At 63.0% G+C, this 19,710-nt stretch carries 18 protein-coding genes and 1 tRNA gene; 8 read left to right on the top strand and 11 right to left on the bottom strand.

Annotated features, from left to right (window positions below; genetic code table 11):
* Window positions 1–35: 35 nt before the first annotated feature.
* A complete protein-coding gene (locus BM045_RS08360) occupies window positions 36–2,315 on the bottom strand; it encodes an OmpA family protein (protein WP_139198757.1) in 2,280 nt (759 codons plus the stop codon).
* Between the two features lie 256 nt (window positions 2,316–2,571).
* On the opposite strand from BM045_RS08360, the gene BM045_RS08355 reads away from it, so the two are divergent.
* Together BM045_RS08355 and BM045_RS08350 are read left to right on the top strand one after the other, a co-directional pair.
* Window positions 2,572–2,994: a secondary thiamine-phosphate synthase enzyme YjbQ gene (locus BM045_RS08355; RefSeq protein WP_092182107.1), complete on the top strand. Its 423-nt coding sequence runs from the start codon at window positions 2,572–2,574 to the stop codon at window positions 2,992–2,994.
* Window positions 2,994–3,824 carry a sulfite exporter TauE/SafE family protein gene (locus BM045_RS08350; protein WP_092182104.1) on the top strand — a complete coding sequence of 277 codons (831 nt, stop codon included), beginning with the start codon at window positions 2,994–2,996 and terminating at the stop codon, window positions 3,822–3,824. The genes BM045_RS08355 and BM045_RS08350 overlap by 1 nt, the downstream gene beginning before the upstream one ends.
* A 118-nt stretch (window positions 3,825–3,942) precedes the next feature.
* On the opposite strand, the gene BM045_RS08345 is transcribed toward BM045_RS08350, so the two are convergent.
* Window positions 3,943–4,659, bottom strand: coding sequence for an SIMPL domain-containing protein (locus BM045_RS08345; RefSeq protein ID WP_092182101.1), 717 nt, complete (start codon window positions 4,657–4,659; stop codon window positions 3,943–3,945).
* Between the two features lie 180 nt (window positions 4,660–4,839).
* Between BM045_RS08345 and BM045_RS08340 the strand changes: the two genes are divergently transcribed.
* From BM045_RS08340 to BM045_RS08325, 4 genes are all read left to right on the top strand, one after another.
* Entirely contained in the window at window positions 4,840–5,991 is a 1,152-nt protein-coding gene (locus BM045_RS08340; RefSeq protein WP_092182099.1) for a fumarylacetoacetate hydrolase family protein, read from the top strand.
* Between the two features lie 25 nt (window positions 5,992–6,016).
* Window positions 6,017–7,456, top strand: a complete 1,440-nt coding sequence (locus tag BM045_RS08335) for an aldehyde dehydrogenase family protein (RefSeq protein ID WP_092182096.1) — start codon at window positions 6,017–6,019, stop codon at window positions 7,454–7,456.
* A 111-nt stretch (window positions 7,457–7,567) separates the two neighbouring features.
* Entirely contained in the window at window positions 7,568–7,777 is a 210-nt protein-coding gene (locus BM045_RS08330; RefSeq protein ID WP_092182093.1) for a hypothetical protein, read from the top strand.
* Between the two features lie 132 nt (window positions 7,778–7,909).
* The gene (locus BM045_RS08325; protein ID WP_092182090.1) at window positions 7,910–9,535 is read left to right on the top strand and encodes an MFS transporter; all 1,626 of its coding nucleotides are present in this window, start codon (window positions 7,910–7,912) and stop codon (window positions 9,533–9,535) included.
* Between the two features lie 168 nt (window positions 9,536–9,703).
* Here BM045_RS08325 and phoB read toward each other — a convergent pair whose 3' ends face one another.
* From phoB to BM045_RS08290, 7 genes are all read right to left on the bottom strand, one after another.
* Window positions 9,704–10,405, bottom strand: a complete 702-nt coding sequence (phoB, locus tag BM045_RS08320; RefSeq protein WP_092182087.1) for a phosphate regulon transcriptional regulator PhoB — start codon at window positions 10,403–10,405, stop codon at window positions 9,704–9,706.
* A gap of 121 nt (window positions 10,406–10,526) precedes the next feature.
* Entirely contained in the window at window positions 10,527–11,228 is a 702-nt protein-coding gene (phoU, locus tag BM045_RS08315; protein WP_092182084.1) for a phosphate signaling complex protein PhoU, read from the bottom strand.
* A gap of 14 nt (window positions 11,229–11,242) precedes the next feature.
* Window positions 11,243–12,025, bottom strand: a complete 783-nt coding sequence (pstB, locus tag BM045_RS08310) for a phosphate ABC transporter ATP-binding protein PstB (protein ID WP_244522964.1) — start codon at window positions 12,023–12,025, stop codon at window positions 11,243–11,245.
* 74 nt (window positions 12,026–12,099) lie between these two features.
* A complete protein-coding gene (gene pstA / locus BM045_RS08305) occupies window positions 12,100–13,464 on the bottom strand; it encodes a phosphate ABC transporter permease PstA (RefSeq protein WP_092182082.1) in 1,365 nt (454 codons plus the stop codon).
* 2 nt (window positions 13,465–13,466) lie between these two features.
* Window positions 13,467–14,843, bottom strand: a complete 1,377-nt coding sequence (pstC, locus tag BM045_RS08300) for a phosphate ABC transporter permease subunit PstC (RefSeq protein ID WP_092182079.1) — start codon at window positions 14,841–14,843, stop codon at window positions 13,467–13,469.
* 62 nt (window positions 14,844–14,905) lie between these two features.
* The gene (locus BM045_RS08295) at window positions 14,906–15,922 is read right to left on the bottom strand and encodes a PstS family phosphate ABC transporter substrate-binding protein (protein WP_092182076.1); all 1,017 of its coding nucleotides are present in this window, start codon (window positions 15,920–15,922) and stop codon (window positions 14,906–14,908) included.
* A 322-nt stretch (window positions 15,923–16,244) separates the two neighbouring features.
* Complete coding sequence (locus tag BM045_RS08290) at window positions 16,245–17,000, bottom strand: IclR family transcriptional regulator domain-containing protein (protein WP_092182073.1); 756 nt, start codon at window positions 16,998–17,000, stop codon at window positions 16,245–16,247.
* A gap of 118 nt (window positions 17,001–17,118) precedes the next feature.
* Here BM045_RS08290 and BM045_RS08285 point away from each other — a divergent pair.
* Together BM045_RS08285 and BM045_RS08280 are read left to right on the top strand one after the other, a co-directional pair.
* A tRNA-Ile gene (locus BM045_RS08285) sits at window positions 17,119–17,195 on the top strand.
* 38 nt (window positions 17,196–17,233) lie between these two features.
* Window positions 17,234–17,419 carry a hypothetical protein gene (locus BM045_RS08280; RefSeq protein WP_092182070.1) on the top strand — a complete coding sequence of 62 codons (186 nt, stop codon included), beginning with the start codon at window positions 17,234–17,236 and terminating at the stop codon, window positions 17,417–17,419.
* Here BM045_RS08280 and BM045_RS08275 read toward each other — a convergent pair.
* On the bottom strand, window positions 17,416–18,027 hold the full coding sequence (locus BM045_RS08275; RefSeq protein WP_170848440.1) for a LysE family translocator: 612 nt from the start codon (window positions 18,025–18,027) through the stop codon (window positions 17,416–17,418). The two genes, BM045_RS08280 and BM045_RS08275, sit on opposite strands and share 4 nt — an antisense overlap.
* 608 nt (window positions 18,028–18,635) lie before the next feature.
* Window positions 18,636–19,577 carry a nucleoside hydrolase gene (locus BM045_RS08265; RefSeq protein WP_092182061.1) on the bottom strand — a complete coding sequence of 314 codons (942 nt, stop codon included), beginning with the start codon at window positions 19,575–19,577 and terminating at the stop codon, window positions 18,636–18,638.
* Window positions 19,578–19,710 lie beyond the last annotated feature (133 nt).

Below are 19,710 nucleotides of genomic sequence, written 5' to 3'. Positions count from 1 at the left end.
GGGCCCGGCCTTTCTCGGTTCGGTGTTTGCGGCGATCAGTTCGCCGCGACGGTGATCAGCGGCGTGATGCGGCGGATGGTGACGCGACGGTTTTCGCGCTCGCCGGCTTCGGTACGGATCTTAAGGTAACGCTCGCCATAGCCCTGGGTGGCCAGGTTTTCCGGCGGCACGTTATAGAAGTCGGTCAGGATGCGGGCCACGGTAGCGGCACGCAGGTCCGACAGGCGTAGGTTGGAGATGTCCGAACCCACGGCATCGGTATGACCTTCGATCAGGAAGGTTTCGCCTGGATTGTTGGCCAGGAGCTGCAGCATGCCATTGGCAACATTGGAGAGCGAAGCGACCTGGTCGCGGCTGATGGTTGCGGCACCCGTATCGAAGGTCAGGCCACCGATCTCGAGCTTGCGCACGCTGTCACGCACACGCGACGACCGCTTGACCTCGTCGATCGAATAGATGCGGGCGACCTGTTCCACCGGTGGCTGGCGGAAGAAGGTGCCAACCTCGTCCTCGTCGGCATAGGAGGCGTCGAGGACGTAATCCTGCACCGGGATATTGAGGCGCAGCGGCGGAAGGTCCTGGCCCGGATCGCGCCAGACCACCAGATCCTCGTCGTAACGATCATCGAAGGTGGCCAGCACATATTCGCGGCCCGATGGGTCGAAGCGCGAACGACGGAGGATATCGCCATTGCGGTTGCGCACGGTGACGATCTGGCTGCCGTCGGGACGCGTGATCACTTCGCGGGTGCGGCCATTGCTGAGATTTTCGTAGAAGATCTCATCCTGCTGCGGATTGTAGAAGCGGTCGGTATCCTGGCCGATCGAATTGACGATCAGCTGGGTGCCTACCTGCAGGATAACCTGCGTGATGACATCGCCAGCGTTCGCAGGCTGAACAGGTGCTTGCTCGACAACAGTGACATTGTTCTGCTGGCCGATGTTGTTCTGCGTGTTGTTGGTGGTCGTCGTGTTGTTGGTGATGTTGGTGATGTTGTTGATATAGGTGTTGTTGACCGTCTGGTTGACGGTGGTGTTTTCAGTGGCCGTGACCTGCGTGCCTTCTTCGGCAGCGGCAGAAACCACTGGCTCGGCAGCGAAAGCGCGGAACACTTCGGACGACTGGGCGGCCTCATCGCTTTCCGGTGGTGGAGCAGCAGGAGCCTCGGGAGCGACCTGGACTGCCGCGGCACCATCAACTGGCGCAGCTGGCGGAGCAGCGTCAAAGTCCTTGGCACTGTCGAAGACCGGAGCGATCTGCTCCTGGGTGATGCCAGCCGGCAGCTCTTCGATGATTTCCACCGGGACATCTGCAGCGGGTGCGGCGGGATCGGCGACGGGTGCCGCAGGATCGACGGCCACTGGAGCAGCGGGGGCTGCAGGGTCAACGGCGACCGGAGCAGCGGGTGCGCCGGGCAGGGTGGGAACTGCGGGCAGGCTCAGGCCATACTGGGCTAGGCAGCTGGCGGTATCGGCAAAGCCGGCGCCAACGCAGAGCGCATCGATCTGGGCCTGGGCGGCTGCAAGCTGGGCCTGGGCTGCGGCAGCGTCGCCACCGGACATCATGTCGGCAATGGCGCCGTTGTAGATGTCGATCTGAGTCTGCAGATCGGCCGAGATGTCGGCGGACGCGGCTGGAGGTGGTGCGGCTGGCGCAACGGCTTCAGGAGCAGCCGGAGCGGCGGGTGCGGCCTGTGCTGCTGCGGCGGCTTCTGCTTCTGCAGCAGCTGCTGCAGCCTGAGCCTCTGCATCGGCAGCGGACTGGGCGGCAGCGGCGTCAGTTGCGGCCTGGGCGTCGGCAGCGGCCTGGGCATCGGCGGCAGCTTGTGCCTCAGCGGCCGCCTGGGCCTCTGATGCGGCCTGAGCGTCGGTGGCTGCCTGCTCGGCAGCAGCGGCGTCTGCTGCAGCCTGTGCGTCGGCAGCGGCTTGTGCATCAGCTGCGGCCTGCGCGTCAGCGGCTGCCTTTGCCTCGGCATCAGCAGCGGCCTGAGCTTCTGCTTCTGCTGCGGCGGCAGCAGCGGCTTCGGCCTGTGGGTCAGCGACCGGGGCTGGGGGCTCGACGGGGGCGGCTGGGGCAGCAGCTGCGCCGGTGGCGGCCGCGATGCATTCGTCGATGCTGGCGTAACCGTTGACGATGCAAAGCTCGGTCAGGGCGCTCTGGGCAGCCTCGAGGGCTGCTGCGTCGCCGGACGCCTGCGCTGCGGCATAGGCCTGATAGGCTGCGACCAGATCGCCATCCTGGGCGCGCACGGTCATGGGCAGCAGGGCCATGAGACCGATACTGGTACCGGTCAGAAGCCAATTTCTAAGGCGCATTGTTATTTTCCTTTTATGTCGGTTGACACTTGAGCCAAGCATCGCGGCGCCAGTCTGAACGGAGACTGAACGGATTCTGAACGCCATTTGGTGATGCTTTCTCCCCGCAAGCCCAGCAACGCCCGGACTCTTGGTTGGTTCCAGTGCGCGCGGCCTGCGACAGGTGAAAAGAGAAGATGGCGCCAATGCGGCGAGTGGACCGATCGGGCCGGTCCCCGCTCTGGTCGGACCGGGGCGATCATGCTAGGCCCGAGGCATGCAACAGGCCATCGAGACACTGAGTATTTCGACCAAGGGGCAGGGGTTCTATGAATTCACCCGGGCCTTGCGGGACTTCGTCACCACGGCAGATATCTCGACGGGCCTGGTGACGGTTTTCGTGCGGCACACCTCGTGCTCGCTGCTGATCCAGGAAAATGCCGACGCGGATGTGCAGACGGACCTCGGCGGCTTCTTCAATCGCCTAGTGCCCGACGGCATGGACTGGCTCGAGCATACGACCGAGGGGCCAGATGACATGCCGGCGCATATCAAGTCGGCTTTGACGCAAACCTCGATTGGTATACCAGTGGTTGACGGTGCGCCGGTTCTGGGCACCTGGCAGGGACTTTATCTTTTCGAGCACCGCCGCAAACCACATCGGCGCGAGGTGGTGCTGCACATTATCGGGGAACGTTGATGGATTGGGCTACACTGCTGGGCTATTGGCCCTTTGTGCTGGGGTTGATGGTGACTGGCGTGATGTCGGGCATTGCGGCCGGGCTGTTGGGCATTGGTGGCGGTGCCATCATAGTGCCGGCGCTGAGCACGGCGCTGTCGCTGCTCGGCTATGACAGCGATGTGGTACAGCATGTGGCGGTCGGCACCTCGCTGGCCATCATCATTCCCACCGGCTTCATGAGCGCACGGGCGCATTACAAGCGTGGTTCGCTCGACATGCGGGTGCTGAAGCTCTGGGCGCCGTTCATCGTGGTTGGCACCTTTGTTGGCGGGCTGATGGCCGGGATGTTCTCGGGCGACGTGCTGCGCATTGTGTTTGCGGTCATGGCCTTCCTGATCGCCGCCAATATCGTCTTTGCCTGGCAGACCAAGGTGATGGGCCATCTCAATGGCTCGTCACTGACGCACCGTATCTCGGCGCTGGTGGTGGGCTATATTTCCTCGCTGATGGGCATCGGTGGTGGGTCGCTGACCGTGCCGACGCTGGTGGCGTTTGGCGCAACCATGCATTCGGCCGTGGGTACGTCGGCCGCCGTTGGCGTTGCCATCGCCATCTCAGGCACGCTGGGCTTCTTGATCTCGGGCTGGGGCGTCGTCGGGCTGCCGCCGCTGAGCCTCGGCTATATCAATCTGGTGGCTTTGGTCCTGGTGGCCGTACTGGCGGCGGTGTTTGCCCCGCTGGGCGCGGCGCTGGCCCATAAGCTCGACCAGAAGACGCTGAAGTACGTCTTTGCTGCGTTCCTCGTGGCGGTCGGTCTGAACATGCTGTGGAAGGTGTTGTTCGGCTAAGCAAGAAACAAAAGCCCTCGCGTTGGCGAGGGCTTTCGAATTTGGTTGGTGGGGACGGGTGACTACGGTTTTCCGTCCGCCCCCACCGCCCAAGCCCCCTCAAAAAGGGGTATGGGTATTATTTTGCGCCGGTTTCCAGTTCCCACTGGACGTTGACGTTGATGGCAAAGGCCAGCTCGCCGCCCTCCACGGGAACATCGGCAGCAGCTTCAGCGCGCATCGAGTACATGGCTACGGGCTGTGGCGAATTGAAGGACTGGCTTTCGGAAATCGAGTTGATTTCTTCCAGCGTGCCGCCGGCGGCAGTGGCATAGAGCTCAGCCTTGGTGCGGGCATCGGCGAAAGCGGCCTTGCGGGCTTCATCATAGAGCGCCGACGGATCGGCCACCGAGAAGGTCACGCCATTGACGGTATTGGCGCCGATGGTCACCGACTTGTCGAGAATGGCGCCGAGCGTATCGAGGGCGCGCACGGTGACGGTCACGGTGTTGGCGACCTGATAGCCGTTGATCTTGGGCGGCAGCGAATAGCCATTGGCGTCGCGCTCGTCGGAATAGACATAGTTCGGATTGACCGAGAAACCCGAGGTCTGGATGTCGCGCGCTTCGATGCCCGAGGCCTTGAGTTCGGCGATCAGCTCGGCCATGGCGGCGGAATTGGCGTCGAGAGCTTCGCGGGCGGTCGCGCCCTGGGTGGTGACGCCGGAATTGATCTGCGCCATGTCCGGCGCAGCCAGAACTTCGCCGTGGCCTTCGATGGTGATCGAGCCAGCATAGGCCGGAACGGCCAGGGTGGCGAGAAGGGCGAAGGGAAGGGCGGCAGCAAAGCGACGCATGAGATACTCCTGAGTTCGTGGGGGACTACTCCCCATCCATTGCGTCAGTATTGCGGCGCGCATGAACCGGAGTTGAACGGCGCTGTGGAGATCGGTTCATCGACATAAGTATGACTTTTGAGGGTTGCACAGCGGGGCGCCGGTGGGGTACTCACTGCCTCAGCAATTCTGGGGCGGACCATGGGCGACAGGCATTATCCCGACGGCATCTTGCTCGGCCGCGCCCGCGTTGCGGGCTTTGACCACCCGCGCATCGTCACGGTTCGGGACGGCGAGATTACCGACATTACCGCAGCCGGCTTTGCCACCGTGCGCGACATTGCCGAGAGCGGCAAAGCAGCCGAGCATGTGCGAACGGCGCCGGGCGTCAGCCTTGGCGATGCCGATGCGGTGCTGGCCAATTCCGCTGCGGCGGATATCGATCTTTCCAAGCCGAGCCTGCTGTCGCCGATCGACCTGCAGGCGATCAAAGCGTCGGGCGTGACCTTTGTGGTGTCGCTGCTGGAGCGGGTGATCGAGGAACAGGCGCGTGGCGACAAGTCGCGGGCCGATGCGCTGCGTGGCGAGATTCTGCAGCTGATCGGCACGGATCTGTCCGAGCTGGTGCCAGGTTCCGACAATGCCATGAAGGTCAAGGCGGCGCTGATCGAGAAGGGCGTGTGGAGCCAGTATCTCGAGGTCGGTATCGGCCCGGATGCGGAAATTTTCACCAAGGGCCAGCCGATGAGTTCGGTGGGCTATGGTGCCGAAGTGGGCCTACATCCGGTGTCGAGCTGGAACAATCCCGAGCCGGAAGTGGCGCTGCTGGTGACATCGCAAGGCGCGATCATTGGCGCCACGCTAGGCAATGACGTCAACCTGCGCGACGTCGAGGGCCGCTCGGCGCTGCTCTTGGGCAAGGCCAAGGACAATAATGCTTCGGCATCGCTGGGGCCGTTCATCCGGCTGTTCCATGGCGACTTTACGCTGGAGACCGTCAAGCAGTCCGAGCTGTCGTTGCGCGTCGAAGGGCAAGACGGTTTCGTGCTCGAGGGACACTCCTCGATGAATCAGATTTCCCGCACGCCGGAATCGCTGGTCGCTGCGACGATTGGCGGACATCACCAATACCCCGATGGTCTGGTACTTTATCTCGGCACCATGTTTGCGCCGGTGAAGGATCGCGACGGCGCCGGCAAAGGCTTTACCCACAAGCTCGGCGATATGGTCGCGATATCGACATCCGAGCTTGGCACCCTATCTAACAGGGTGAACCTCTCTACCCAATGTCCGCCCTGGACCTATGGCGTCAGCCACCTGCTGCGTGACCTGGCCCGGGCCGACCTTCTTTAATTTCCCATCTGAAAGGCATTCCAACATGGCTGAACTGCACAAGAACCTCATCAACGGGGAATGGGTGGGCTCGGATGGGGTCGAGAATATTAACCCGTCCAATACCGCCGAAGTGGTGGGCGTTTATGCCCGCGCCACGGCTGAAGAAACCAAGCTAGCGATTGCTGCTGCCAAGGCTGCCTTTCCGGCCTGGTCGCGCTCGGGCATTCTCGAGCGCCATGCCATCCTGTCCAAGACCAGCCAGGAAATCCTGGCGCGCAAGGCTGAACTCGGCGAGCTGCTGAGCCGTGAAGAGGGCAAGACCCTGCCCGAGGGCATTGGCGAAGTGACCCGCGCCGCGCAGATTTTCGACTTCTTTGCCGGTGAAGTGCTGCGCCTGGCCGGCGAAGTGCTGCCGTCGGTGCGTCCGGGCGTCGGCGTCGAAATTACCCGCGAGCCGATCGGCGTCATCGGCATCATCACGCCGTGGAACTTCCCGATCGCCATACCGAGCTGGAAGATTGCTCCGGCTCTGGCCTATGGCAATACCGTCGTGATCAAGCCGGCCGATCTGGTGCCGGGCTCGACCTGGGCGATCGTTGATATTCTGGTGCGTGCCGGCCTGCCCAAGGGCGTGCTGAACCTGGTCATGGGCAAGGGTTCGGTGGTTGGCCAGACCATGCTGGACAGCAAGGACGTCAACGCCATTTCGTTCACCGGCTCGGTGGGTACCGGCAAGCGCGTTGCTACCGCCTCGATCGAAGTCGGCCGCAAGTTCCAGCTCGAAATGGGCGGCAAGAACCCGACCGTCGTGCTCGACGACGCCGACCTCAAGGTCGCTGTTGAATCGGTTGCCCAGTCGGCCTTCTTCTCGACCGGCCAGCGCTGCACGGCGTCGAGCCGCGTGATCGTGACCGAAGGCATCCACGACGCTTTCGTCGAGGCCCTGGCCGAGCGCACTCGCAACCTGCGTGTCGGCGATGCGCTGGACAAGAACACGGAAATCGGCCCGGTGGTCGATCCGAGCCAGCTCAAGCAGGACACCGACTATATCGAGATCGGCAAGGCAGAGGGCGCCAAGCTGGTGGCCGGTGGCGAACGCGTCAAAACCGGAACGGAAGGCTACTTCCTGCAGCCGACGCTGTTTACCGAAGCAACAAACCAGATGCGCATCAGCCGTGAAGAGATCTTCGGGCCGGTGGCCTCTGTCATTCGCGTCAAGGACTATGAGGAAGCTCTCGCGACCGCCAATGACACCGACTTCGGTCTCTCGGCCGGTATCGTCACCACCTCGCTCAAGTATGCGACTCACTTCAAGCGCAATGCCGAAGCCGGCATGGTAATGGTCAATGTGCCGACCGCGGGCGTCGACTTCCACGTGCCGTTTGGCGGTCGCAAGGGTTCGTCCTATGGCTCGCGCGAGCAGGGCAAGTATGCAGCCGAATTCTTCACCGTGGTGAAGACGGCCTATACCGCAGCCGGCTAAGCTGTTCCTGCGCCGAAAAGATCGACACCCTCGGGTCCCGACCCGGGGGTGTTTTCGTTTGGAACTGCCAGGGCTTTGATACGTTCAGCCATTTCAATCTGGAGGACGACAATGAAGAAATTTGCATCCGTCGCGCTGGTCTTGGTCGGCGCGCTTTCGATGACCGCTTGCACGACAACACAGCGCACTGTTTCCGGCGCGGCTATCGGCGGCGCAGGTGGCGCCTTGGTTGGCGGCGCCGTCGGTGGCTATGGTGGCGCCATTGTGGGTGGCGCCGGCGGCGCTGCAGCTGGCGCGCTGATCGCCAACAACACGCGCTGAATTTCGTTATCCAAAATGATGCCCCCGCGATGTGTTCGTCGGGGGCATTTTTGTGCGCGGCTGGTGCCCAATCGTGCCCTTGCCTTGGCTGGTATCGAGTTCTAGACAGACCGAGTAGCGAAAAGGTGTGTGATGAGCGAGCGACCGTCAGTGCTGGCGCCATTCCGGCATGAGACATTCCGGCTGTTGTGGCTGGCGACGCTGGTGTCGAACCTTGGTGGTCTGGTGCAGTCGGTAGGTGCCGGCTGGATGATGACCACGCTGACCCCGTCACACAATATGGTCGCCTTGGTGCAGGCGTCGACGACGCTGCCGATCATGGTGTTTTCCATTGCTGCGGGTGCACTGGCGGATAATTTTGATCGCCGCGTGGTCATGCTGATCGCGCAGATCGGCATGGTGGTGGTGTCGATTACCCTTGCGGTGCTGGCGCTGCTGGGCCTGCTCAACCCATGGCTGCTGCTGACATTCACCTTCCTGATCGGCTGCGGGACGGCGCTGTTCAACCCGTCCTGGCAGGCGTCGATGGGCGATATCGTGCCGCGCAGCGACCTGCCGGGGGCGGTGACGCTCAATTCAATGGGCTTCAACATGATGCGCAGCGTTGGCCCGGCGATCGGCGGGTTAATCGTGGCGCTGGCAGGGGCCGCGGCGGCGTTCGCGGTCAATGCGGTGTCATACCTGCCGCTCATCTATGCGTTGAGCCGGTGGAAGCCGGAGCGGGCGCCGGCGCGGCTGCCGCGCGAGAATTTCGGCAGCGCCATGTGGGCGGGCATTCGCTATGTGTCGATCTCGCCCAATCTCACCACCGTGCTGTTTCGCGGCTTCCTGTTCGGCTTTTCGGCCACGGCGATCCTGGCGCTATTGCCATCCGTCGCGGCCGATTATGTCGGCGGTGGCGCGCTCGCTTATGGAACGCTGCTGGGCTGCTTTGGCTTTGGGGCGATCGGCGGAGCCTTCCTTAACGGTCGGATTCGCGAGCGCTACAGCAATGAAGTAATCGTGCGGCTGGCCTGTATCGGTTTTGCGGCCAGCAGCGTGGCACTGGGCTATAGCCGCGATCCGCTGCTGAGTCATTTTGCGCTGATCCCCGCGGGCGCCTGCTGGGTGCTGGCGCTGTCACTGTTCAATGTATCGATTCAGCTGTCGTCGCCGCGTTGGGTGGTGGGGCGCGCCCTGTCGCTCTATCAGACGGCAACCTTTGGCGGCATGGCGCTGGGCAGCTGGGTCTGGGGTCTTTCAGCCGACGTGATCGGACCGGACAAGGTGCTGGCGCTGGCGGGAGTGACCATGCTGGCCTGTGCGCTGGTCGGGTTTCGCCTGCCGCTACCCGAGTTCAATGCGCGCGATCTCAATCCGCTCAATACGTTCAACGAACCGGTGCTGAAGCTCGACCTGCGGCCGCGCAGCGGGCCGATCATGGTGATGGTCGACTACCAGATCGACCATGCCGACATTCCAAAATTCCTGGCGCTGATGGCGGACCGGCGGCGCATCCGATTGCGCGACGGGGCGCGGCAATGGGGATTGTTGCGCGATCTCGAACATCCGCAGACCTGGACCGAGACCTATCACGTGCCGACCTGGATCGATTATGTGCGGCACAATTTGCGGCGCACCAAGGCAGATGCGGACAATACCGAGCAGTTGCGCGCCCTGCATCGTGGCGACAACCCGCCCTTGGTGCACCGGATGATCGAGCGGCAGACGGTACCGCTGAGCGACGACACGCCGCTCAGGGATGTGCCAGAGGTCTAGGACCGGCCGATATTCAGCTGATGCTGGCCTGCAAATGCCGGTTTTCTGCGCTTCCGGTGCTCACGTACCCAAACGTACACTGCGCTCCGGTTCTCGAAGCCCGCCACTTTCGGCTCAGCCTGAGCTGAATCTCGACCAGTCCTCAGTTCTGTGGTTGTGAAAGGTAACCTAGGCGACTGCCGCGAAGCGTTCGTCGAAGGCGTAGCCGGCGCCGCGGACGGTGCGGATGGGGTCGGATTCCTTGCCGCGATTGATGGCGCGGCGGAGGCGGCCGATGTGGACGTCGACAGTGCGTTCGTCGACATAGACGTCATTTCCCCAGACGCCATCAAGCAGCTGCTCTCGCGAATAGACGCGACCTGGGTGGCGCATCAGATATTCGAGCAGGCGGTATTCGGTGGGGCCGAGATGCACGTCGCGGGCAGCGCGGCGGACGCGGTGGGTGGTGCGGTCGAGCTCGAGATCGCCGACCTTGAGGGCGGCGGTGACGAGATTAGGATTGGCGCGGCGCAGCAGGGCGTGGATGCGGGCGACCAGCTCGGGGACCGAGAAGGGCTTGACGATATAGTCGTCGGCGCCGGTCGACAGGCCACGGACGCGCTCTTCTTCCTCACCGCGAGCGGTAAGCATGATGATCGGCACGCGGGCGGTTTCCTCGCGGGCGCGCAAGCGGCGGCACAGTTCGATGCCGGAGATTTCGGGCAGCATCCAGTCAAGCAGGATCAGGTCCGGCAGTTTTTCCTGGATGGCATGCTGGGCCTCGTCGCCGGTCTCGGCGGTGACGACGCGGAAGCCTTCGGCTTCGAGATTGTAGCGCAGCAGGATGGCGATATCGCCCTCGTCTTCGACAACGAGAATGGTCGCGGGCATAGGCGTGCTCCGTGGATCGGCAGCCGCAAGCTGCCGTCAGTGCTTCGGAATTGCCATCATCCCCTTCAGTTGCCCCATGAGGGGGACGATGGCCAAGCGTGGGTCGTCAAAGTCCAGTGGCCTAAGCCTTGATCTGGGTGCGGTGCAGGTCCTGCTCGTCGCTGGTGAGCTGCTTGCCGGTCTGCAGGTAATAGGCACGTTCGGCGATGTTGGTGGCATGGTCGCCGATGCGTTCCAGGCTCTTGGCACAGAACAGCAGGTGGGTGCAGGCGGTGATGTTGCGCGGATCTTCCATCATATAGGTGAGGAGTTCGCGGAACAGCGAGGTGTGCATGGCGTCGACTTCGTCGTCGCGGTTGCAGACTTCGACGGCGGCAGCAGCATTGCGGCTGGAATAGGCATCCAGCGCGTCCTTGATCTGGCGCAGCACCAGGGCTGTCATGTTTTTGACGCCATTGTAGAAGGTGGGTTGCAGCGTCATGCCTTCGAGCTTGAGCGAGCGGCGGGCCAGTTGTTTGGCCATGTCCCCAACGCGCTCGAGGTCGGAGGCGACGTGGATCGACGTGATGATGGCGCGGAGGTCGGAGGCCATGGGCTGGCGGCGGGCGATCATCGAGACGGCGACGTCGTCGATGCGGCGCTGCATGTCATCGATACGCTGGTCGGCGATGATGGTAAGGTCGGCCAGTTCGCGGTCGAGCTTGAGCAGGCTCTTGGTGCCGTTGTCGATTGCGACCTCGACCTGACCGCCCATTTCGGCGATCAGCTGGGCGAGGGCGACGAGTTCGTCATTGTAGGACGAGACGATATGTTCAGTTGCCATGATGTTTGCCTGCCTTAACCGATGCGGCCCATGATGTAGTCCTGGGTCTGCTTGCTGACCGGATTGGTGAAGATGTCTTCGGTGACGCCTTCTTCGATCAGGTTGCCGAGGTGGAAGAAGGCCGTCTTCTGGGAGACACGGGCGGCCTGCTGCATCGAGTGGGTGACGATGACGATGGTATAGTTCTCGCGCAGCTCGTCGATCAGCTCTTCGATGATGGCGGTGGCGATAGGGTCGAGAGCCGAGCAGGGCTCGTCCATCAGGATGACTTCAGGGCCGACGGCGATGGCGCGGGCGATGCAGAGGCGCTGCTGCTGGCCGCCCGAGAGGCCGGTGCCGGGCTCGTTGAGGCGATCCTTTACCTCTTCGAAGAGGCCAGCCTTGCGCAGCGAGGAGACGACGATTTCGTCGAGGTCGGTCTTGGAACGGGCCAGGCCATGGATCTTGGGACCATAGGCGACGTTTTCATAGATCGACTTGGGGAAGGGGTTCGGCTTCTGGAAGACCATGCCGATACGGGCGCGCAGCTCGACCACGTCGAGAGCGGGATCATAGATGTCCTCGCCGTCGAGCTTGATCGTGCCGCCGACCTTGGCGCCTTCGATCGTGTCGTTCATGCGGTTGATGCAGCGCAGGAAGGTCGACTTGCCACAGCCCGAGGGTCCGATGAAGGAGGTGACGGCCCGATCAGGGATCTGGATCGAGATGCCGTGCAGGGCCTGCTTCTGGCCATAGTGGACGGTAACGTCCTTGGCCGTCAGGCGGATCGGGCGTTCAAGCATGTCGGTCGGGTTCATTGCGGAGTTCACTGATTGCTGAGTCATCTTAACCTTGCCGGCGACCATATCCATTTGGAGCATCCTTTTCCTAGCTATGCGCGCTTTTCGAGGCGCGAGCGCAGGTAGATGGCGACGCCGTTGAGCAGGATCATCACGGCGAGAAGGACCATGATGGCGGCGGCGGTGCGGGGTTCAAAGAAATTGCGGTTTTCATTGCCCTGCCAGAGATAGATCTGGACGGGGAGAGCGGTGGCCTGATCGAACGGCGTTGTAGGAACGGAGGCGACGAAGGCCTTCATGCCGATGAGCAGGAGCGGTGCGGTTTCACCCAGGGCGTGAGCGACACCGAGAATGGTGGCGGTCAGGATCGAGGGGAAGGTCACCGGCAGCACGTGGTGGAACACCATCTGCGTCTTGGAAGCACCCATGCCGAGGGCGGCCTGGCGCAGAGCCGGGGAAACGCCGAGCAGGGCACCGCGGGTGGCGATGATGATGGTGGGCAGCGTCATCAGGGTCAGCACCAGACCACCGACGATGGGGGCCGAAATCGGCAGGTGCATGTAGTTGATGAAGGCTGCGGCGCCGAGCAGACCGAAGACGATTGAGGGCACGGCGGCGAGGTTGTTGATATTGACCTCGATGAAGTCGGTCAGCCGCGACTTGGGGGCAAACTCTTCGAGGTAGACGGCGGCCGCGACGCCGATCGGTACGGCCAGGATGACGACGATCAGCATCATCCAAAGGGTGCCGACGAAGGCGCCGAGCAGGCCGGCCGAAGCGGGAGCGGCACGGCTATCTACATTGGTGAAGATCGACCAGGCAAAGCCGTTGGAGACGGTGCCATTGGCTTCAAAAGTGTCGATCAGCGTACGGGCCTGCGGGCTCAGCTGCTGCTGGGCATCGCTCAGGTCGCGGTTGATATTGCCCTTGATCCAGTTGGTGGCATTGGCCGAAGCGAGCACGTCGACGTCGACGGTCTGGCCAAGCAGGGCCGGATTTTCGACGAACATGGCGCGGACGCGGTGACGGGCGTCGGTCTCGGGAATGGTCAACAGGGCACGGGTGTCGATCTCGTAGCCGGCGGGCGCTGCGGCGCGCATCGACTGCTCGATGATGGTGTTCCAGTTGAGCAGGGCGACGTCACGCTGCCATTTGAGGCTGGCGGCGTTGTATTCGGCTTCCGAGGTGAAGTCGGCGCGGGCAGGGGCGGGGCCAACGTCGATCACGGTGGGATCGAATGTCACGGCCAGATGCAGGTTGGACTGCGTGAAGGCCGGGATGCCCTTGCGGAACACGTCGGTGAACAGCAGGGCAACGAAGCCCAGTGCCAGGATGATGGCGGCGAGGCCGAGGCCGCGGAAAATGGCCTCGCTCATGTGGCGGCGACGAAGGCCGGCACGGATGAGCTTGGTGCGTTCGAGCGACGCGGAGTGCGTGTTGGAGAGCGTATCGGTCATGATTATTCGTACTGCTCCCGGAAGCGACGGACGATGTAGAGGGCGACGACGTTGAGGCAGAGGGTGATGACGAAGAGCGTCAGGCCGAGGGCGAAGCCGACCAGCGACTGGGGACCGGCGAAATCGGTATCGCCGGTGAGCTGGTTGACGATCGACACGGTGATGGTGGCGACGGGCTCGAAGGGATTGCCGCGCAACACGGGACTGTTACCAGCTGCGAGCACCACGATCATGGTTTCGCCGACGGCACGGCTGACGGCCAGGAGGAATGCGCCGACGATGCCGGGCAGGGCGGCTGGCAGCAGCACGTTTCGGATGGTCTCGGACTTGGTGGCACCCAGGCCGTAGGCACCGTCACGCAGTGTGCGCGGCACCTGGTTGAGAATGTCATCGGAGAGCGAGGAGACGAAGGGGATGATCATGATGCCCATGACCACACCGGCGGTCAGCGCGCTGGTGGCATTGATCGAGAGGCCGAAGAAGCCGCCGACATCGCGCAGGAAGGGGCCGACCGTCACCAGGGCGAAGAAGCCGAAGACGATGGTCGGGATGCCGGCGAGGATTTCGATCAGCGGCTTGGCGACGGCGCGCAGCTGGCGCGGTGCATATTGGCTGAGGTAGATGGCGGCCATCAGGCCGACCGGCACGGCCACCAGCATGGCGATAGCAGTGATCATCAGCGTGCCGACGAGCAGCGGCAGCAGGCCGTAGCTGCCCCAATTGCCGGCGGTGCCAGCGTTGTTGGGGTTCCAGACGGTGCCGAAGAAGAAGTCGAGCGGGTTGATGAAGGTGAAGAACTTGTAGGCTTCGGTGACCAGCGAGGCGACAATGCCGACCGTGGTCAGGATGGCGACCGCCGAGCAGGCGAGCAGCGCGATATTGACGAAGCGCTCGACCGCATTGCGGGCCCGGAGGCGGGCAGTGACGCGGCTGCGAGCATAGAGCAATGCAGCGCCGCCAGCGACGGCGGCAGCCAGCAGCATGCCCAGGAAGGTCAGCATCTGGAACGAGCGCAGGGCATCGCCGGCGGACTGTTCGAAGGGCTGGATCTCGCCGGCGATTCCATAGCCTGAAGCGATGGCGTTGATGCGGCTGACGGTGGCGTTGAGCTGCACCTGGTCGAGCGCCAGCAGGGTATCCTGCGGGATCTGTGAGACCGTGTAATTGTGGGTGATGCCGCCGCCGAACCAGGCCCAGAGGCCCAGGATCACCAGCGCGGGCAGCATGGCCCAGATGGCTACGTAGGAGCCGTGGTATTGCGGGCGGGAATGAACCTTGACGCCTTCGGCAGTCACGAGGTTGCGGCTGCGAGACCAGCCAGACTGGTAGGCAACACCCAGCAGCACCAAAAGCAATGCGGCTACGATCAAGGCATTCATGGGAAACGGCCCCGCAGGAAAAAGAAGATGGGCCGCGCCTTGATGGCGCGGCCCGGGTCGATTTACTTGGCTTCGAAAGCAGCCAGGACTTCAGCGGTGGTGGCTTCCGGCTGCGGGATCAGGCCAGCGGCTTCCAGAGTGCCACCGGCACCCGAGATCTGCTCGGACAGGAAGAACTGGACGTATTCTTCGATGCCCGGGACGACGCCGATGTGCTGGCCCTTGACGTAGAAGAACAGCGGGCGCGAGACGGGGTATTCGCCAGCGGCGACGGTGTCGTTCGAAGGAACAACGCCGTTCACGGTTGCAACCTTGAGGGTGTCCTTGTTCTGGTCGTAGAACGACAGACCGAACACGCCGACGGTGTCAGGGTTCGAGGTGAGGCGAGCCAGGGTCTCGGTGTAGTCGCCCGAGATCTCGATGACGACGTCCTGACGGAAGGTGGTCAGGGCGGCGGTGTGCTCTTCTTCGCTCAGGCCTTCGGGTAGACCGGCTTCTTCAGCGCCAGCATCGATCACTTCAAGCTGGAATACTTCACGGGTGCCATGGTTGGTGCCGGGGATGGCGAGCGAGATGGCCTGATCTGGCAGCGATGCGTCGATCTCGGACCACTTGGTGTAGGGGTTGTCGACGAGAACGCCGTCAACTGGAACCTTGGCAGCGATGGCCTTGTAGACCTGAACCGGGGTCAGGGCGAAGTCTGGGCCGGCAGCAGCCGAAGCGAAGACGATGCCGTCGAAGCCGAACTGGATTTCGCGGACGTCGGTGACGCCAGCGGCGGTGCAAGCCTCGAGCTCGCTATCCTTGATCTTGCGCGAAGCGTTGGCGATATCGATGGTGTTGTCGCCAACACCTTCACAGAACTGCTTGAGGCCACCACCGGTGCCGCCCGAGCCAACGACCGGCGTGTTGAATTCGGGGAATACGGCGCTGAATTCTTCGGCAACGATCGAAGCGAAGGGGAGGACGGTCGACGAGCCGGCGATCTGGATGGTGTCGCGCGACTGGGCGAAAGCAGCAGTGGTGCCGAAGGCGGCTAGCGCGATCACGGCAGCGCTGGCGAAAAGTGCGGTCTTCATGGGGAGTTCCCTTTTACGAATTCGTTCAAACCTGGCTGGCCGTTCGGGTTTTCTTGCCCCGGTCCCGCCTTTGACGAGGGGGACCATATGGGGGCTGCGCGACAGTTTTATTGCGATTGCGTGACGGGTTTGTGACAGGTTAATGCGCTGTTTTAGCTAAATAATTTTTGGAACAAGTGCCTGCGCGAAGGTGAATGTGACACGTTGTGTGACATCGCTCGTACGGAATCCAGTTGGCGGGCGCGAATGGCTCAGCGCTAGGACTCAATGGGTCTGAGGCGACTTTAGTGGTCGATTATGACAGGCGTGCATCATTGGCCGCTTAGCGCAGCAGTGGGCGGACTTCGGCCTGGATCTTGCGCATCAGCGGGAGGAAATTGGCAATCATCTGCGAGGTGGAGGCGCGGGCGGACTGGGCACCGATATTGAGGGCCGCGACCGTGTGGCCCTGGGCATTGAACAGCGGCACGGCGATTGAGCAAAGTCCGAGTTCGAGTTCTTCGTCGATCACGGCAAAGCCTTGGGCGGCGACGACGGCCAGTTCGGTGGTGATCGAAGCGAGGTCGGCCTTGGTCTTGGCGGTATAGGCGACGAGGTCGGAGCGGTCGAGAATATCGCGGGCGGTTGGTGCGGGCATGGCGGCGAGGAGGATGCGGCCCATCGAGGTGCAATAGGCCGGCATGCGGGCCCCGGCGCCGAGATTGATCGACATCACCCGGCGATAGGAGGCACGGGCGATGTAAAGGATTTCGGTATTGTCGAGCACGGCGGCCGAGGAGCTTTCGTTGATCTGGCCGGAGAGTTCCTCGAGGAAGGGCTGGATCAGGCGCGGCAGTGGCGTGGCGGCGAGGTATGAGTGGCCGAGATTGAGGACGCGCGGCGTCAGGCGGAAGAATTTGCCGTCGTAGCTGGCGTAGCCGAGGTGGGTGAGGGTGAGGAGGCAGCGGCGAGCGGTGGCGCGTTCGAGGCCGGTGCGATTGGCGACGTCGGTGATCGACTGGCTGGCGTGTTCCTCGTCGAAACACTCGATGACCGAGAGGCCCTTGACCAGGCCGTTGATGATATCGCCTTCACGCATGCTGGCTCCCCCGCTGCAGCGGTGTAGCGCAGGCTGGGCGGCTTGCGAACAAAAATCGCCGGGCGCCCGGACGACATCCCTCTTGTCAGCGGCACAGAGGCTGGTAAGAGGCAGGTGAGGGCGTGTAGCTCAATTGGTTAGAGCCGTCCGCTCATAACGGACTGGTTTCCGGTTCAAGTCCGGACGCGCCTACCATCCCTCCATGTTCCCGGTGCGCAATCGTGACCAAATACATGTCGAAGACATTGGCCGCCGAGATTGCCGACCGCACGCTGGTGCTGGTCAATCCCCAGAACCGGCTGCTGGCGCTGACGGCGGCGCTGGGGCGGCATGGCTTTGCGCGGCCGGTCGAGGCGCCGGAGTTGCTGGATCGGACAAAGATCATCGCCTGGCTGCTGGAGGCTTACGCCCCGCGCTAGTGCTGCCAGACGACGAGGCCGGCGGCGGTGGCCATCATGACGCCGGCGGTCTTGTTGAGGCGGCCAAGGGCCTTCGGGCTCTTGAACATCTCGCGAGCGGCCGAGGCCAGCCAGGCATAGCCGCAGCCGATGATGAGCAGGACGACCACCACGATGAAGGTCAGTTCGGCAAAGGCGATGGGGTTCATCTGGTCGAGCGGGATCACCGTCGGCAGGATGGCGAGGTAGAAGACAATGGTCTTGGGATTGCCCATGGTGAGGGAAAAGCCGGCAAGGAAGGTTTTGAGCCAGCCTTCGTTCTTGGGCTTCATCTGTTCCGAGCCCGGCTTGGCGGTCCAGAACTTATAGGCAATGTAGAGCAGGTAGGCGGCGCCGGCCCAGCGGATCAAGACGAAGACCGGGCCGAACCAAGTGGCAATGGCGGCAAGGCCGAACACTGCGAAGACGAAATACACCAGATCACCGGCGAGAATGCCCAGCACCATGGGGAAGGCGCCCTTGAAGCCGCCGCCCAGGGCGCGCGCCACCACCGCGGCAACGCCGGGGCCGGGGACCAGCACCGCGATGGCATAGGCAATGGTGAAGGTGAGGAGGGTGAAGGGTTCCATGACGGCCATTTCAGTTTGGGAGGCGGACACTAGGCTTGCGGGTGGGGTTTGCCAAGGTGGGGACGCGCCGAAGCGCCGCCTGTATGCGGTTGTCACGAGTAATGGGCGGCCTTTGGCCCCGAAACGACTAGTCAAGAACGAGCCAAAGGCCGCCCATCACGATCTGAAGTTTCCTCACCGGGTCCGGAACTCGACCAACGCTAGTATTGCAAACGTGGTCGCCGACTTTCTGCCCGGCCAAACGGGCGCCCCCGTCTTCAGCCTCCCCGCCCGGCCCTGCGTCGGGGCCGCGTGATGACGGGAATGGGTGGAGTATGCGCGCAGGTGGAAGGGGCGTGGATAGATTTTGGTTTTCGCTTATGCGGCAGGGGGATGCGGTGGTGAGAGACGATCGCCCTCGCATGCCACAGGTGCGATGTCATCCAGGCCTGGAGCCGGGATCCATCTCCAGATGATGCCACGGCCGCAAGGTGTTCGATCTAGCGGTGTGTTGCGAGATCTCAGGATGGGCCCCGGCTCAAGGCCGGGGTGACACAGTGGGCGGGGCGGCATCCAGCGGACAAGTATGAAACCCTTCGGATCAGGCCCGAGGGTGACGGCGGTGCGTCTTACGGCAGGCGCGCCAGACGCTCCGTCAGCAGTTTGAAAAACCCTTCGGCGTTGCCGTTGCGGAGGTAGGTGGCATTTTTGACTTTGCCGGTGACGTGCCAGTAGTCGGCAACAGTCATGCCGACGGTGAGTTCGCTCGCGGTTTCGACGGTGACATTGCAGTGGCGGCCTTCGAACAGGTCAGGCTGCAGCAGATAGGCGATGACGGTGGGATCGTGCAGGGGGGCGCCGGCCCAGCCGTATTTCTGGAGGTCGAAGCTCTCGGAGAAGGTCAGCATGTCATAGACCGCCTGGCCCGATTTGTTGCCGATGGCCCTGATGGCGGCGAGGCGTTCGGGGGTCGACTGGATCTGGTGGGTGACGTCGAGCGGCAGCATGGTGATCGGCACGCCCGAGCGCAGCACGACATCGGCGGCTTCGGGATCGACATAGATGTTGAATTCGGCGGCCGGCGTGATGTTGCCAACCTCGAAATAGGCGCCGCCCATCATGACGATTTCCTGGATGCGCTCGGCGATGGCCGGCTGCTTGATCAGCGCCATGCCGATATTGGTCAGCGGCCCGAGGGTGCAGAGAGTGATGGTGCCCGGCTCGGCGGCCATCAGCGTGTCGATGATGTAATCGACGCCGTGCTGGGCCTGTAGCGGAATGGTAGGATCGGGCAAGTCGGGGCCGTTCATGCCGGTATCGCCGTGGACGTGCTCGGCGGTGACGAGGTGACGGCGCATCGGGCGGGCGCAGCCGGCATAGACTGGCACATCGCGCTTGCCGGCCAGTTCGACGATCTTGCGGGCATTATTGGCATTGTGGTGCAGGCCGATATTGCCGGCCACGGCGACGACACCCAGCACGTCCAGCTCTTCGGGGGAGGCGAGGGCCAGTAGGATGGCGACGGCGTCGTCCTGGCCGGGGTCGGTGTCGATGATGATCTTGCGGGACATGAAGGGGCCTTGAACAGGAGGGGCGATTCTGGTGGGCAGACTAGCGGGGGACTTGAGGGCGGTCGACGGGGCGCAGAAGACTTCGGTAACGGAACGTTTGCACTGGCTCCACGTTACCGGTCCGCGAGGGGTC

The organism is Devosia sp. YR412 (genome assembly GCF_900110945.1).
Lineage (GTDB): Bacteria > Pseudomonadota > Alphaproteobacteria > Rhizobiales > Devosiaceae > Devosia.
This window is presented reverse-complemented; position numbering and strand designations above follow the sequence as displayed.